Genomic DNA, 13,811 nt, shown 5'->3' on the forward strand with positions numbered 1-13,811 from the left:
TACGGTCTGGGGGGTTCATCGAAGATTTTAACGGTTGGGCGATCGGTTGTAGGCATTACTCCCGAAAACTTTCCAAGGAAGCGAGCAGTTCCGGCAATTCTTGGAACATTTTGTCGAGACGGTTCTGCTCCGCCGAAGGACCTGGAGGACGGCGACAGAGGTGACGGCTGGAGCTCACCCGGCGAGGGCTTCCCCAATCGCGATCGGCTTCTAAGGGGGTGCCTTGATAGCGGTTGGCTTCTCTTGATGAATGTAACATCGGTTCATTCTCCCTTTTCGTTTAATTTTCAATATGGCTTTTTCCCTATTTATTAGGATTCCCTGTTTTTTGCCGCGATCGGTATTTTTGTTATATTGCTTCATAACTAATAGGGATCGAGGAAAAATACAGATAAAGACGGTTGACAAAAATATAATTTTGAGGTAAATTTCGGTATTAAACGCTCGATGCTTGGCGATCGAATTGAAGCCAACAAAACAACGGCAGATCGCACGAGGCGATCGCCGTTATCGGAATACACGAGTTCAACGGCAGGTTTAATATTGCGGAACTGACGAATCGACTTGCCGACTCCACGCCGCAATTCCACCCCGGAGATTCGTCCCTTCGATTCCCGCCTGCTTGAGAATCGCCAAAGCTTTCGCCGATCGCGCGCCGACCTTACAATGAACGATCAAGCGGTGGCCGTCGAGTTCGGCTTTGAGCTTTTCGATCCCCTCGCCGCCTTCAATTTCTGCCAGGGGAATTAACAGGGAACCGGGAAGTTTGGCGATCGCGTATTCGTGAGGAGTGCGAACGTCGAGCAAGAGGATTTTTTCCCTTTGGCGATCGAGTAATTCTTTAAGTTCGGTCACGGTCATTTCGGGAATGTCCCTCATCGCCTTCGCCGCTCGCTCTTTCGCCTGCGCAATACCGCAAAACTGTTCGTAATCAATTAACTTGTCAATCGCCGGACGTTGCGGATTCGGCGTTAATTTTAACTCGCGAAACTTCATCTGCAAAGCATTGTAAAGCAGTAACCGACCGCTCAACGTCGTTCCCGACCCGGTAATGATTTTCACCGTTTCCGTCGCTTGAATCACCCCGATTATTCCCGGGAGAATTCCTAAAACTCCACCTTCCGCACAAGAGGGAACCAGTCCCGGCGGTGGCGGTTCCGGGTACAAATCGCGATAGTTCGGACCGCCTTGGTAGTTAAACACCGACGCCTGTCCTTCAAACCGAAAAATCGACCCGTACACATTCGGTTTGTCGAGTAAAACACACGCATCGTTCACGAGATAGCGGGTGGGGAAGTTGTCCGTTCCATCGACGACGATATCGTAAGGTGCGACGATATCGAGTGCATTTTGGGAACTCAGGCGGGTCTCGTACAAATCCACCTGACAAAACGGGTTAATTTCTAAGATCCGTTGTTTCGCCGATTCGATTTTGGGTTGACCCACCCAGGCGGTCCCGTGGATGACCTGGCGTTGTAAGTTGGAGGTGTCCACGACATCGAAATCGACGATCCCGAGGCGTCCGATCCCGGCGGCGGCAAGATAGAGTAGTAGAGGCGAACCGAGTCCCCCGGTTCCGATACATAATACACTCGCCGCTTTGAGGCGTTTTTGTCCTTCAACGCCGATTTCCGGCAAAATTAAATGACGGGAATAGCGTTCGTAATCGTCTTTGGTCAGCTCGATGTCGTCGAGATTGGGGTTGAGCATGATTTCTCGCTAGAGAACGAGGGTCTGAATTGAGGTTAGATTGAGTTAAATTATAGCGATCGCCGGGGCATCGCTACCCTCGCCGTTCTGCTTGACTTCGCTCAATCTTCGTTGTTGTCTTCAGCCCATTGACGGACGACTTCCAAGGGTAAATTCAAGGCTTGGGCGATCGTTTCCAAACTCAATCCTACCTGCATCATTCCTCGTACAGCCTGACGATTGGCTTGTTGAAGACCTTGTTCGATTCCTCGTTGTTCGCCGACTTGTTCTCCATCAGCAAAAGCATCTTGATAAAAACGAGTTTCTTTTAAATCTCCTAGTCCTAACATGGCGGCTATCTCCTCTCCATTTTTACCCTTATCGACTACTTCAATTTTCGCGATTTTCTTCAGCCCATTGACGGACAAGTTCCAAGGGTAAATTCAAGGCTTGGGCGATCGTTTCCAAACTCAATCCTACCTGGAGCATTCCTCGTACAGCCTGACGATTGGCTTGTTGAAGACCTTGCTGAAGACCTTGTTCGATTCCTCGTTGTTCGCCGACTTGTTCGCCATCAGCAAAAGCATCTTGATAAAAACGAGTTTCTTTTAAATCTCCTAGTCCTAGCATGGCGGCTATCTCCTCTCGGCTTTTTTGCGGTAATTTATAAACAATAATCGTTTCAATCAGTTCGATGAGTTCCCGTTGGCGGTTTGGGTCTGCGACCTCCCGTTCGGTTTGAGCGACCAATTGTTTAGCCGCTTCTGGGGCGATCGCCTCTGACTCTATAATTAGTTTAACCACACCAACCCCTAATGTGGGTTCTCCTTGAATTTCATCGAGGTAAATCCGCGTTACCCGACTCGATGACAGCAGACAATCAAACGGAGAACGATCTTGAGGTTCGACATTACGGGTGGGATAGATGAGAGCAACCCGCCACGGATGCGGCGGTCGATATTGGTGCAGGTATAAAAACAGTTCGGCGAAAATGCGATAGTAAAGCTCTTCATCACTTTGAAACTGCACTTCCACCAAATAAAAAGGAAGGCTCAACTCTCCCGTGGTCGGTAAAAACAGGCCATCAATCCGAAAAGCCAGTTGTTTGACTTCAACGGAGGTGAATTGATAGGAACTGGCTTCGCCGACGGGGCGATCGAGTAGTTCAAAGAAAATTTCTGGGTATTGTTGAAAAATTAGATAAAATATCGTGTCAGTTTTCATCTTTTATATTCTAATGTTTTTGAATCTTCTTTGAACAGATGGCGATCGCGATGTCTTTAAATAATTCATAACATTTCAGAGCGAGTCGGTTCGTCAACATCAGTTGTATCACTATTTTTTGTAATTTTGCAATAACTCTTCTGCCTTAAATGTGGCTTTCGCTTCTCGCTCGATCGTCTTAACTTCATCATGCCATTGCTTTAACTTATATTTGCGTTCCTGCTGTTTCTTTAAATTGGGTTCCGGTAATCCCCGTTCTGGATTGTATTGATTTTCTCCGGGGGGTAAGCCCTTCACCAACCGCGTTCCTTCATTCATATATAGATTGAGACTTCTGAGAGTTTGCTCGGAGTAATATTGCCACAGAAATTTACGATCTAAAACTTCGCCACCCAAACAGCGAATCTGTTTTAAAGATACATGGGGAGACTCAAATAAAAAGCGTTTAATTTCCGGTTTTGAACGGGTTTTAAAAATTCGGGTTTCACTTCCTTCCCCGCGAAAGAATTCGGCGATCGCCCAATCCCCAAAATCGAAGATACAAACTTCTGTTTCTTTGCTTCCATCTTCTGGAATAACCGAAATATTTTGATGGCTTAATACTTTACCGAGGGTTTCAACAGAACTGGGAGGCAATAAAATGCGAATTCTCTTAAAGCGATCGCTGTAATGCGACCAAAACTTTTTGCGTTTTTTTAGTTGTTTTCGTTCCCATTCTGGTAAATTTAACTTTTCTAAAAGCAGATCGACGAGTTCGCGAAAATAGTTATAATTGAGCGCCCCCAACCATGTCATCAACGCAGATTGTCCGTTATCTGACAACTCATTCCAGCGAGAACTGGGGGTGTAGGGTCCGTAGTTATTTTGCAGCCAATTTAGAATTGTTTCTAACTGTTGTCCCTGACGACTAGAGAGTTGAGATAAGAGGGTCGTTACAGTGTTCAATTGTTGATTATGACTCATCTCGGTAAGACAGTCTAATAACCACTCTTGCTGAGGGCGATCGCCGTTTTCAGACTGTACAAATTTCACGAAAGTTTCGCCGACAGCATTTAAAGCTTCACGAACTATACTCAGATGCAAAGGTAAATAACAGCTTGCTAATAAATTTCGCGGAGTTTGCACGTTGTCGAGACTTAATTTTGTTAAATCTTCAGACCGATAAGTTCTCAAACAGTCTAAAATTTGAATTGACAAAGGGGCGACCTTTTCCAATTCAGATTGACAATCGGTGAAGGTATTAGCTAAAGAACGGGGTAAGTATTTTATCTTTTCAAATTCGGGGCGATCGAAGTAAAGCGCAAGTCGCCAAAATAAACAATTCCTCAACCAATCATTTTCAATGGCTACCTTCCAAATATAACTAGCTGAAACGATCGCTAATTCTTGATGATTTCGATCCCAATCTTCTTTGCAATATAAACAATAAATCCATTCAATCTCTGAAAAACCAGCGCCCTGATAGTTCAAAATATCGTCGATCAGTTCGTCAATTTTACGAATATTAGTTTGTTTCTGTTGGGGAATCTGTGGCGGAATGTTTAAATGTTTCAGACCTTCATCTCCTGATGAAGTCGGTTTGAGTAACCCTGTTAAATGACGAATAGCAATTTCAGGATGGCGTGGAAATTGTAACACTCCAAAAGAAAAGTCAACCATAGTCATCTCCAAACATAGCAATTTTCACACGATTAAATTACACAGTGAGTCGGTGGATTTTCCCGGATGCAGGAATGACAGAAAATACTATAACAAGTTATCCCAATCGGGTCGTTTGAGTTGAAAACGAAACACGACTTTTCTATCTGTGGGATTGTCAGTCTGTTGGTTGGCGTCGATTTCTCCCCGTCCGGCGGCGAGGATTTTGTATTTAAACTTTGCTTTTGTCTCAAAATTGAGTTCGGATAAAATGTAGTTCGATACAGATAAAGCTCGTTTTAAGCTCAAATCTAAATTATCTTGTTCGTCCCCAAAGGAACTGGTGTGACCTTCGATGACGACGCGGGTAATCATTTCATCGAACGTTTTTTCGGAAAAAATAATCTGGCTGTAGGTGGGAATAAATTGCTGTAAAAATTGTTTTCCGGCGGGTTTTAGTTGTGCACTTCCTTCATCAAATAAAATGCGATCGCCGATGCTGACATCTCCCGTTTCTGGATCGACTTTAACATCGGAACCGCCGAGTTTTTCTTCGATCGCCGTTTGAATAATCAACGGTAAATTTTTGAGGGCTTCTTGATATTGTTTCAGTTGTACCATCACTGTAATGAACAGGAGGGCAAAAAACATCAACAGACCGGACATCAAATCGCCAATCGATAACCAAACGCCGGAATCTTGCTCTTCCAAAATTTCCGGACTGGTTTCAAAGTCGTAAAAATCATTCATCGTTATATGGGATAGTGATGGAATTGTAGCTTGGGGGAGAGGGGTGGATTCCCGTGTCAACAGGAATCCGATCTTAAGAAACTTTTAATTCCGCGAAGGTTGACTATTTTTGAGTTCTTCTGCTGACGCCACTAAATAATGAGCGACATCCATTAAACCGTGAGTGTTTCGATCTAAGCTAGTGCAAACTCCAGCCATGGCGCGATCGAATTCTTCGATATTGATTTTATAACTTTCATTAGCTTTTTCTAAATATTCATTGAGTTGTTCGTTCCCTAATTTCAATGCCTCGTCAAACTGTTTGGCTAAATCTTGATAAGCCGATTCAATTTGCTTCGCTTCTTGACTCATGAGTTTAATAATCTGTTGTAATTGTTCGAGACGTTCCCTAGAAGTTAAGCCCAGTTCGGTTTCGAGTTTATAAACAACTCCAGCCGTTTTTTGAATGGAGGTCATGCTATTTTTAATTGCATTTTCCATGGCGATCGCATCTTCGAGGAAAACTTTTTGTAGGCGATCGATAACTTCTTCTAATGCTTTTCGCTGTTGACCGAGAACAGTTTCAAGTTGTTCGTTTTGTTGGTTGAAAAATAGGGTTAAGCCTTTTTCGTATTCTTCTCGGAATTTCTCCAATTCTTCTTGAACGGTAATTCGCGTTTTTTGCAGGCTTTCGTCAATATTTGCTAACGTCGCGATAAAGCTGTCTCGTGCATCATTAATCAGCGTTGAAGATTCCCGACCCAAAGTAACAATCGTGTCGGATTGAGTCTGAAAGGCTTTATTGGCTTCTTCAAGAATATCTTTGGTCTGCTGTTCGACAGCTTCCAGCATAGTTTTTTGCGCTTGCGCTTGTTTTTCGAGGGACTGTTCCAACTCCTCTCGAATTCCACGAAAAGTTTGGGCAGCTTGTGCTGAACTATTAGCAAAGGCTTCTCGTTGTGCTTCCATCGAACGAATACTGTCGTTGACAGCTTCTTGTATTTTTTCTGCCACTTTTTCAAGAACAATTTCTGTATCGGTGTGGAATCGATCGAGAATACCAGTTAAACTGCGGGCAAACTCTTGTAATTCTTTAAGCGTGTCTTCTTGGAACGTTTGAATGGTTGAAATTGCCCCTGATAAACTCGCTGCAATTCCGCCTAATTCATCTTTTAGTTCGCGAACAGCTTCGGAAGCTTCTCGGGTCATTTCGGCACTTTCATCGAGTCTTTCGATAACGGGCTGAATCAATTCATCTCGCATTTGTTTGACGAGATAATCGACGGCTTGACCTTGATTGTCTTGGATTTGCCGAACGATTGTCAATTCGTTATTAATACTGGCGAGAGATGAACCCAAGCTAGGAACGATCGCCCGTCCCACGGCTTCCCCTATGGTCTCTGCATTTAATGTGCTTAATTCATTGAGTTTTTCGACTAGTTGAATTAACGATTCTGTAACCTCTTGATTAGAACTAGGATCTAACTGCGAAAGCAGTTCTATAGGGCTTTGTAAAAAGGCAATTTTGCTTAATTCTTTGCGAAGATTATCCCGCCGCAACTGACGGATTCGTTCGCCAATGGCGAGGATAATCATAAATCCGCTAGCACTTCCCAATCCCCACAAAGAGGTTGAGAAAGCCAGTTTCATCCCGCCGAGGAGTTGGGTACTGGTTTTCAATAACGTTTCAGTTTCATCGATCGCGTCGAGGCTGACATTTTGCAAGCCCAAATAGATTCCAGTGAAGGTTCCTAATACCCCTAATGCGGTTAATAAGGTGGGGGCAAAATAAACGGGACCTCGGGGAATCGGTTTGTTGAGGATGCTGGGAAAAGCTAATAAAACAAAACTGCCGCCTTTTTGCTTGGCGATTAGGCGACTTTCTCGCCATACTCCGTCTAGATGACGGATAAACCAGGGACGATCTTTTTCGTTAATGTGGAGGGCGTTCGTGTTATTTTTTTGGGCTTTTTTGAGTTGCGCGATCGCCCGACTGACTTCGCCACATTCGACGGTCCAATAATGGAAGATAGACCAAGTTTCTAAACAGGCGGCGATCGCGGCAAATAAGAAAATCGTGGGAACGAAGAAATTATTGATAGTTTGAAGGGTTTCAGTCATGATTTTAAAAAGATTTGGTAGATGACCCTAAAGATTAATGGCGAACGAAGCGAGTCAGTTCGTCTTCTGAAAACAGAGATTTTGCAACTCTCACGGGTAAATGTGCTGCATCCATTTTCCCGTCTGTAGGTTCGCTCAATTTTACGCTGTAAAGCGGTTCGTCACTTTCAGTTTCCGAGTCGAGTTGGAGATAGACCTTTTCGGGGCCATATTGGCGCAATAATTGCGCTTGTAAGCGACTTTTGAAGTCTCGAAAAGATTCGGCAACGGGTTCGATATCGCCGCAGTTTTGAGCAGCTTTCCACGCTTGATTGATGACATGAATTTTGTTGACTAATTGGGGAAGGGAAGGGTTTAAAATGCGTTCGATCGCCTCGGGAGTCATGGTGGTGGAGGTGCCATAATAGATGTACAGAATTCATGCCTATAAATGGAGTGCGATTACTCCGGCAACGGATAAAATCCCCCCGTCCCCCCGACGAATAGGCATTTGTTTGATTTTATATAAAAACCCCGGTCGCGATCGATCTGAAAAATCGCTTTTTTCTATTTATAGAACAGATGGATAGCTCGTTTTACCGTAAATTCACGTAAAAGGAGCGATCGCATTGCAAAAATTAATAATATTAGGATATTTATACATCATCTCGAAAACCTGCCAGACCCCCCACCGGACGAGTGCTGATAGAATCGGAAAAAATTAAGTCATAGAGGAATCGATCGCCTTGCTAGCAGCAGTTCTCTACGGAAAAGAAGATTTCCGCCTGGAAACGGTAGACGACCCCACGCCGGACGCGGGGGAAATCGTGATGCGGGTGGCGGTGGCGACCACTTGCGGGACGGATTTAAAGGTGTGGCGCCGGGGAGGTCACGCTAAGATGTTGCGACCGCCGACCCTGTTCGGACATGAGGCGGCGGGGGAAATTGTCGCCATCGGTTCTGGGGTCAGTGGATGGCAGGTCGGCGATCGCGTGGTGGCGAACAATTCGGCCCCTTGTCTCGACTGTTTTTTCTGCGATCGCCAAGAATATTCATTGTGCGAAAATTTAACCTGGAATAACGGAACTTTTGCCGAATACGTAAAAATTCCGGCGGCGATCGTGCGCCAAAATTTACTCAAAGTTCCCGACAATTTGCCGGACGAACTGGCTTCCCTGACCGAACCCCTCGCCTGCGTCCTGCACGGAATTGCCCGATCGCCTGTCAAATCGAGCGATCGCGTGCTAGTTTTGGGGGATGGGGCGATCGGTTTGATGTTCGTCGGCGTACTGGCGACGATGTGCGAAAGCGTTTTGCTGTTTGGCGGTCACGATCGCCGCTTGGAAATCGGCAAAGAATTGGGGGCTTCTCGCACATTCAACTACCACCATCTCAACGAACCGATCGAGGAAGTGGCGCGATCTCTGACCCAAAAACGAGGGGCAGATCTCACCTTTGAGGCGACGGGAATCCCCCAAGTCTGGGAAACGGCGATCGATTGTACTCGTCCTGGGGGAACGGTGAATCTGTTTGGAGGCTGTCCCCGCGACACGACCGTTAACGTCGATACCGAACGCCTCCACTACAGCGAACTGACCCTTAAAGGGGTGTTTCACAATACCCCGCAATATGTGCGAGAGGCGTTGGCGTTATTAGGAAGTCGTAAAATTCCCTTTGAATTACTCGTCAGCGATCGCCGTCCCCTGTCGGAGTTGCAAACCGTTTTTCAACAAATGCGCGATCGTGAAGTGTTGAAAGTGGCGATCGATCCGTCACTTTCCGCGACCCCGCAATAGAGGAGATCCGGATCGAGGCGATCGCCTTGCGATAACAATAAACAAATTTTATCGACTTTCCAACCCCCCTTGACCTTTGGGCGATCGTTTGACAGATTAATTCTACTCTCAAAAGCAGAAAGTACCTCAATATTCGGCGCGATCGCGCTTCTCGACGACCACCTGCCACCGTTCAATACTATCTAAAATGAAAACTGAAGACGTTACGTCAACAAAGAGTCCCTGGACCTTCATTCCAACTCTCTATTTTGCCGAAGGGGTTCCCTACATTATTATCAACACCGTTTCGGTTATTATTTATAAAAATATGGGCATTTCTAATGCTCTAATTGCCTTTTGGACGAGCCTGCTTTATCTTCCTTGGGTGATTAAAATGTTTTGGGGACCGTTAGTCGATATTTACTCGACTAAACGCAATTGGATTTTTTATACCCAAATTGGCTTAATGGTCTGTTTTGCGATCGCCGCCTGGTCGTTACAACTCCCAATATTCTTTTTCCTCTCTTTAGGCATTTTCACGGTCGGGGCTTTTATTTCTGCCAGTCACGATATCGCCGCCGATGGTTTTTACATGCTGGCCTTGACCCCGGAACAGCAAGCCCAATTTGTCGGAATTCGCTCGGTTTTTTACCGAATGGCCGTCATTTTTGGTTCCGGTTTTCTCGTCTATTTTGCCGGACAACTCGAACAAACTTTAGGCAATATTCCCCTCAGTTGGACGATCGCCCTCGCCGTAGCCGCTTCTATTTTTGCCGGACTCAGTTTTTACCATCACTTAATTTTACCTTTTCCCGATAGCGATGCCCCGTCTGAGGTCGAAGAAGTTCGTAACGAAATTCCTTTTCTCAAAATTGCCCGTTCTTACTTTCTCAAACCCGGAATTGCTTTTATTTTAGCTTATATATTACTCTACCGCTTTGGGGAAGCCATGCTCGTTAAATTGGCGTCGCCTTTTCTGCTAGACGAAATAGCAAAAGGCGGACTCGGCTTGACCACTTCCGACGTCGGCTTAGTTTATGGCACTTTTGGGGTACTTTCCCTGATTGTAGGCGGAATTTTAGGCGGCCTGATTATCGCAAAATATGGCTTGAAAAAATGTATTTTTCCAATGGCTTTAGCCTTAAACGTTCCTAATTTACTGTACGTTTATATGGCCTACACCCAACCGTCCATTAAATGGGTTTACCCCCTCGTTTCTATCGAACAATTCGGTTACGGTCTCGGTTTTACGGCTTTCATGGTTTATTTAATGCAAATTTCTCAAGGAGAATATAAAACGTCTCATTATGCAATTTCTACGGGAATTATGGCCTTGGGAATGATGCTACCCGGGGCAGTAAGCGGTTACCTGCAACAAAGTCTCAATTATCCGATGTTTTTCCTGACTGTCTGTTTGTTGACGATTCCCGGTATGGTGACGATCTTTTTCTTGCCCTTGGAAGCGGAACAAAAGTCCGCTAATCCCGACTAATTAGAAAGACCAGAATTGTTTTGAATTCTGATTAGATTGGAGAGTTTGCAAAGATGCACCTGTCGAAATCCCTAACCTGTTTGTCCCTACTGGCGATTTTGCTGTCTCCCCTGGCGGTTAAAGCGTTGGAATTCCCGCCCGCCAGCGATCGCGGCGCACCCTCGCGGACTGCGGGTGGGGGAACGCGGGGTGAGGATTGCGTGGCGGAAAATTCACGCCCCCTAACTGCGTTGATGCCGACGAATAATGTGGGGACTACGGCTAAGGCGAATCCGACGTTTTTCTTTTATATCCCGAAAACAACAGCAACACGAGCAGAATTTGTCATTGTGGATAAGGAAGGGGCGGATGTCTATGTCAGCGAGTTCGAGATCGCCGGAACCCCAGGAATCATGAAAGTGGAAGTTCCAGAAAGTATTAATTTAGGGGAAGGAAAAGACCGAATCTGGCATTTTGGGTTAATTTGCAATCCGGAAAATCGGGCTTTAGATAAGTTCGTGCAAGGCTTTGTCTACAGACAAACGATCGATGAAACTTTGAGGACGAAAATAGAGCGATCGCCCGCTTTGGAACAAGCCGAACTCTATGCGAAAGCCCGAATCTGGCACGAAACCTTAGAAATTGCCGCCGAATTGCGCGATTCTCATCCGGAACAATGGCAACAATTACTGACTTCCGTCGGTTTAGAAGCGATCGCCTCCGAACCGTTGATTTCTTGTTGCGAAATGAATGAATTTTAGAGTTTAGAGTTTAGATTGAAGGGGTGAGTCTGCTAGGGCAAGATGCCCGCCCTCCGGACTCCCTCACCCCTTCTGTTTGAAGATGCTGGCGGGTAAGATGCCCGCCCCACGGACTCCCTCACCCCTTCTGTTTCATGCGATCGCAACTCCAACAACTACTCTGGGACTCGCGAGGTGTCTGGATAGCGGCCCCCCTGGTCGCCGTTCTCGTCATCGGTTTGCGCTTTGCCGGATTGCTACAATCGTGGGAATGGGAAGCGTTCGATTTATACTTGCGCCTCCCGCCTACAGAACGGCCCGATCGCCGGATCGCAATTATTGGAATTGACGAAACGGACTACAAACGAGTGCAACAAGGCTACATCGCCGATGCGGTTTACGCGGAAGTGTTGCAAAAGCTCAAAGCCATGCAACCTCGGGCGATCGGTCTCGATATTTATCGAGATTTGCCTTACGAACCGGGTCATCAAGCCTTAGTCGATATTTTTGCTTCGACGCCGAATTTGGTGGGGATTCGCAAAGTGGTCGGCGATCGCGATCGCGATGCGGTGGCGCCCCCGCCGATGTTGGCCGAAAAAGGACAAGTAGGCGCCAACGACCTGATTATTGATGCCGATGGTAAGGTCCGACGCGGATTTATGTATCTCTCCGATGCGGAGGGGAACACGGTTTACAGCTTCGCACTTTATTTAGCTTTACTCTATCTCGATGCCGAGGGGATCGGGCCGGAAGTGTTGGAGGATGGCAATTGGAAACTCGGCCCGACTGAGTTTCGACCTTTAGAAGCGAATGATGGTGGCTACATTCGTACAGACAGTGGCGGGTACCAACAGTTAATCGACTATCGCGGTCCGGTAGAACATTTCGAGATCGTTCCCTTGCGCGATCTGCTCGACGATCGCCTCCCTTCAGATTGGGCGCGCGATCGCATCGTCCTCATTGGGGTCGTGAGCGAAAGTGCGAACGATTTATTCTGGGTTCCTCACAGTGGCGGCTTACTCAGCTTGCCCGAACGGATGGCAGGGGTGGAAATTCACGCCAATCTCACTAGTCAAATTCTCAGCGCCGCCCTCGACGATCGCCCTCCGATCCGAAGCTGGCCCGAGGCGATCGAATGGCTGTGGATTCTGCTGTGGTGTGCTTTGGGCGCCACCTTGACCTGGCAGTTACGGTATGCTGGCGGCGTGCGATCGGTATCACTCCAACGGGCGGCGGCAGGTCTGTTCGCCGTCGCCCTCTTATTTGGTACGACCTATATCGCTTTTGTATATAAATGGTGGATTCCCCTGGTGCCGCCCGCCTTGGGCTTTGCCGGATCGGCGATCGCCATTACCGCCTACATCGCCCGGACTGCTGGGGATATTCGCAAAACCTTCGGACGCTATCTCACCGATGAAGTCGTCGCCAACCTCCTCGAAAGCCCCGAAGGCTTGAAACTCGGTGGCGAACGTCGGCAAATCACCATTTTTACCTCCGATTTACGCGGTTTTACGGCCCTGTCCGAACGCTTGCCCCCGGAAGAAGTGGTCAAAATCCTCAACTTTTACCTCGGCTACATGGCCGATGTCATTACGTGCTACCAAGGCACGATCGACGAATTCATGGGCGACGGGATTTTAGTCTTATTTGGCGCCCCCACCGCCCGTCCCGACGATGCCGAACGCGCCGTCGCCTGCGCCGTCGCCATGCAACTCGCCATGCGCCAAGTCAACCTCCAAATGGAACAATGGGACTTACCTGCGTTAGAAATGGGCATCGGTATCAATACCGGGGATGTGGTCGTCGGCAATATCGGCTCGGAAAAACGCACTAAATACGGCGTCGTCGGGTCTCAAGTTAACCTCACGTATCGCATCGAATCTTATACGACTGGGGGACAAATTTTAATCTCGGAAACCACCTTAAATCAAGCGGGGGCGATCGTTAAAATTGACAGTCAGCGCCAAGTCATGCCAAAAGGGGTTAAAGAACCGATTACAATTTACGAAGTTGGCGGAATTTCCGGCAAATACAACCTCTTTTTATCTAAAGAAGAAGAACGATTTTTCCCGCTTCCGAATGCGATTCCCCTGCAATACATCATGCTCGATGGCAAACATGTCGGCACTACCTTTTTTAAAGGAAAAATTGTTAACCTTTCCAACCAAGGGGCTGCGATTGCTCGTGCGGATTCTCAACAGCCGATGCCTACGGCCTTAACTAACCTCAAACTCAATCTCATCGGCTATCAAGAAAGCGAATTAAGCGAGGATATCTATGGAAAAGTGACCGATAAAACTGATGGTAACGGCAATTTTTACATTCGCTTTACCGCCAAACCGCCGGAAGTTGCGATCCGCTTGCAAACCCTTTACGAATCGATTAAAGGGGGATAGAAATTCTGACGAACGGGCATCCTCGATCGCTTCCCGAGGGGTTAAAGAT

The 13,811-nt window shown here is 46.8% G+C and carries 12 protein-coding genes; 4 read left to right on the forward strand and 8 right to left on the reverse strand.

What is annotated here, in order from left to right; genetic code table 11:
• Positions 1-55: 55 nt before the first annotated feature.
• The 8 genes from JJD41_RS03520 to JJD41_RS03555 form a co-directional block, all read right to left on the reverse strand.
• Positions 56-259: a hypothetical protein gene (locus tag JJD41_RS03520; RefSeq protein WP_200664735.1), complete on the reverse strand. Its 204-nt coding sequence runs from the start codon at positions 257-259 to the stop codon at positions 56-58.
• A 278-nt stretch (positions 260-537) separates the two neighbouring features.
• Positions 538-1,710, reverse strand: a complete 1,173-nt coding sequence (gene moeB, locus JJD41_RS03525) for a molybdopterin-synthase adenylyltransferase MoeB (protein WP_200664736.1) — start codon at positions 1,708-1,710, stop codon at positions 538-540.
• A 101-nt stretch (positions 1,711-1,811) separates the two neighbouring features.
• Positions 1,812-2,039 carry an Rpn family recombination-promoting nuclease/putative transposase gene (locus tag JJD41_RS03530; RefSeq protein ID WP_200664737.1) on the reverse strand — a complete coding sequence of 76 codons (228 nt, stop codon included), beginning with the start codon at positions 2,037-2,039 and terminating at the stop codon, positions 1,812-1,814.
• Between the two features lie 40 nt (positions 2,040-2,079).
• A complete protein-coding gene (locus JJD41_RS03535; protein ID WP_200664738.1) occupies positions 2,080-2,913 on the reverse strand; it encodes an Rpn family recombination-promoting nuclease/putative transposase in 834 nt (277 codons plus the stop codon).
• 111 nt (positions 2,914-3,024) lie between these two features.
• A complete protein-coding gene (locus tag JJD41_RS03540; protein ID WP_200664739.1) occupies positions 3,025-4,572 on the reverse strand; it encodes an EH signature domain-containing protein in 1,548 nt (515 codons plus the stop codon).
• 87 nt (positions 4,573-4,659) lie between these two features.
• On the reverse strand, positions 4,660-5,301 hold the full coding sequence (locus JJD41_RS03545; RefSeq protein ID WP_200664740.1) for an OmpA/MotB family protein: 642 nt from the start codon (positions 5,299-5,301) through the stop codon (positions 4,660-4,662).
• 84 nt (positions 5,302-5,385) lie between these two features.
• Positions 5,386-7,401: a hypothetical protein gene (locus JJD41_RS03550; RefSeq protein ID WP_200664741.1), complete on the reverse strand. Its 2,016-nt coding sequence runs from the start codon at positions 7,399-7,401 to the stop codon at positions 5,386-5,388.
• A gap of 34 nt (positions 7,402-7,435) precedes the next feature.
• Positions 7,436-7,786, reverse strand: coding sequence for a hypothetical protein (locus JJD41_RS03555; RefSeq protein ID WP_200664742.1), 351 nt, complete (start codon positions 7,784-7,786; stop codon positions 7,436-7,438).
• Between the two features lie 340 nt (positions 7,787-8,126).
• Between JJD41_RS03555 and JJD41_RS03560 the strand changes: the two genes are divergently transcribed.
• The 4 genes from JJD41_RS03560 to JJD41_RS03575 all read left to right on the forward strand — a co-directional run bounded on the left by JJD41_RS03560 (position 8,127) and on the right by JJD41_RS03575 (position 13,762).
• A complete protein-coding gene (locus JJD41_RS03560; protein ID WP_200664743.1) occupies positions 8,127-9,176 on the forward strand; it encodes a zinc-dependent alcohol dehydrogenase in 1,050 nt (349 codons plus the stop codon).
• A 187-nt stretch (positions 9,177-9,363) separates the two neighbouring features.
• Positions 9,364-10,647: an MFS transporter gene (locus JJD41_RS03565; protein ID WP_200664744.1), complete on the forward strand. Its 1,284-nt coding sequence runs from the start codon at positions 9,364-9,366 to the stop codon at positions 10,645-10,647.
• Positions 10,648-10,700: 53 nt separating this feature from the next.
• On the forward strand, positions 10,701-11,387 hold the full coding sequence (locus JJD41_RS03570; protein ID WP_200664745.1) for a DUF928 domain-containing protein: 687 nt from the start codon (positions 10,701-10,703) through the stop codon (positions 11,385-11,387).
• Between the two features lie 134 nt (positions 11,388-11,521).
• Positions 11,522-13,762 carry a CHASE2 domain-containing protein gene (locus JJD41_RS03575; protein WP_200664746.1) on the forward strand — a complete coding sequence of 747 codons (2,241 nt, stop codon included), beginning with the start codon at positions 11,522-11,524 and terminating at the stop codon, positions 13,760-13,762.
• The last annotated feature ends 49 nt before the right edge of the window (positions 13,763-13,811 follow it).

The sequence above is a fragment of the Oxynema mangrovii CENA135 genome (genome assembly GCF_016632315.1).
Classification (GTDB): domain Bacteria; phylum Cyanobacteriota; class Cyanobacteriia; order Cyanobacteriales; family Laspinemataceae; genus Oxynema; species Oxynema aestuarii.

Bases quoted from the DNA above. Each gene is read 5' to 3' on its own strand.
- JJD41_RS03535 (WP_200664738.1), bottom strand. From the start codon at position 2,913: ATGAAAACTGACACGATATTTTATCTAATTTTTCAACAATACCCAGAA.
- JJD41_RS03530 (WP_200664737.1), bottom strand. From the start codon at position 2,039: ATGTTAGGACTAGGAGATTTAAAAGAAACTCGTTTTTATCAAGATGCT.
- JJD41_RS03555 (WP_200664742.1), bottom strand. From the start codon at position 7,786: ATGACTCCCGAGGCGATCGAACGCATTTTAAACCCTTCCCTTCCCCAA.
- JJD41_RS03575 (WP_200664746.1), top strand. From the start codon at position 11,522: ATGCGATCGCAACTCCAACAACTACTCTGGGACTCGCGAGGTGTCTGG.
- moeB (WP_200664736.1), bottom strand. From the start codon at position 1,710: ATGCTCAACCCCAATCTCGACGACATCGAGCTGACCAAAGACGATTAC.
- JJD41_RS03550 (WP_200664741.1), bottom strand. From the start codon at position 7,401: ATGACTGAAACCCTTCAAACTATCAATAATTTCTTCGTTCCCACGATT.
- JJD41_RS03520 (WP_200664735.1), bottom strand. From the start codon at position 259: ATGTTACATTCATCAAGAGAAGCCAACCGCTATCAAGGCACCCCCTTA.
- JJD41_RS03565 (WP_200664744.1), top strand. From the start codon at position 9,364: ATGAAAACTGAAGACGTTACGTCAACAAAGAGTCCCTGGACCTTCATT.
- JJD41_RS03540 (WP_200664739.1), bottom strand. From the start codon at position 4,572: ATGGTTGACTTTTCTTTTGGAGTGTTACAATTTCCACGCCATCCTGAA.
- JJD41_RS03545 (WP_200664740.1), bottom strand. From the start codon at position 5,301: ATGAATGATTTTTACGACTTTGAAACCAGTCCGGAAATTTTGGAAGAG.
- JJD41_RS03570 (WP_200664745.1), top strand. From the start codon at position 10,701: ATGCACCTGTCGAAATCCCTAACCTGTTTGTCCCTACTGGCGATTTTG.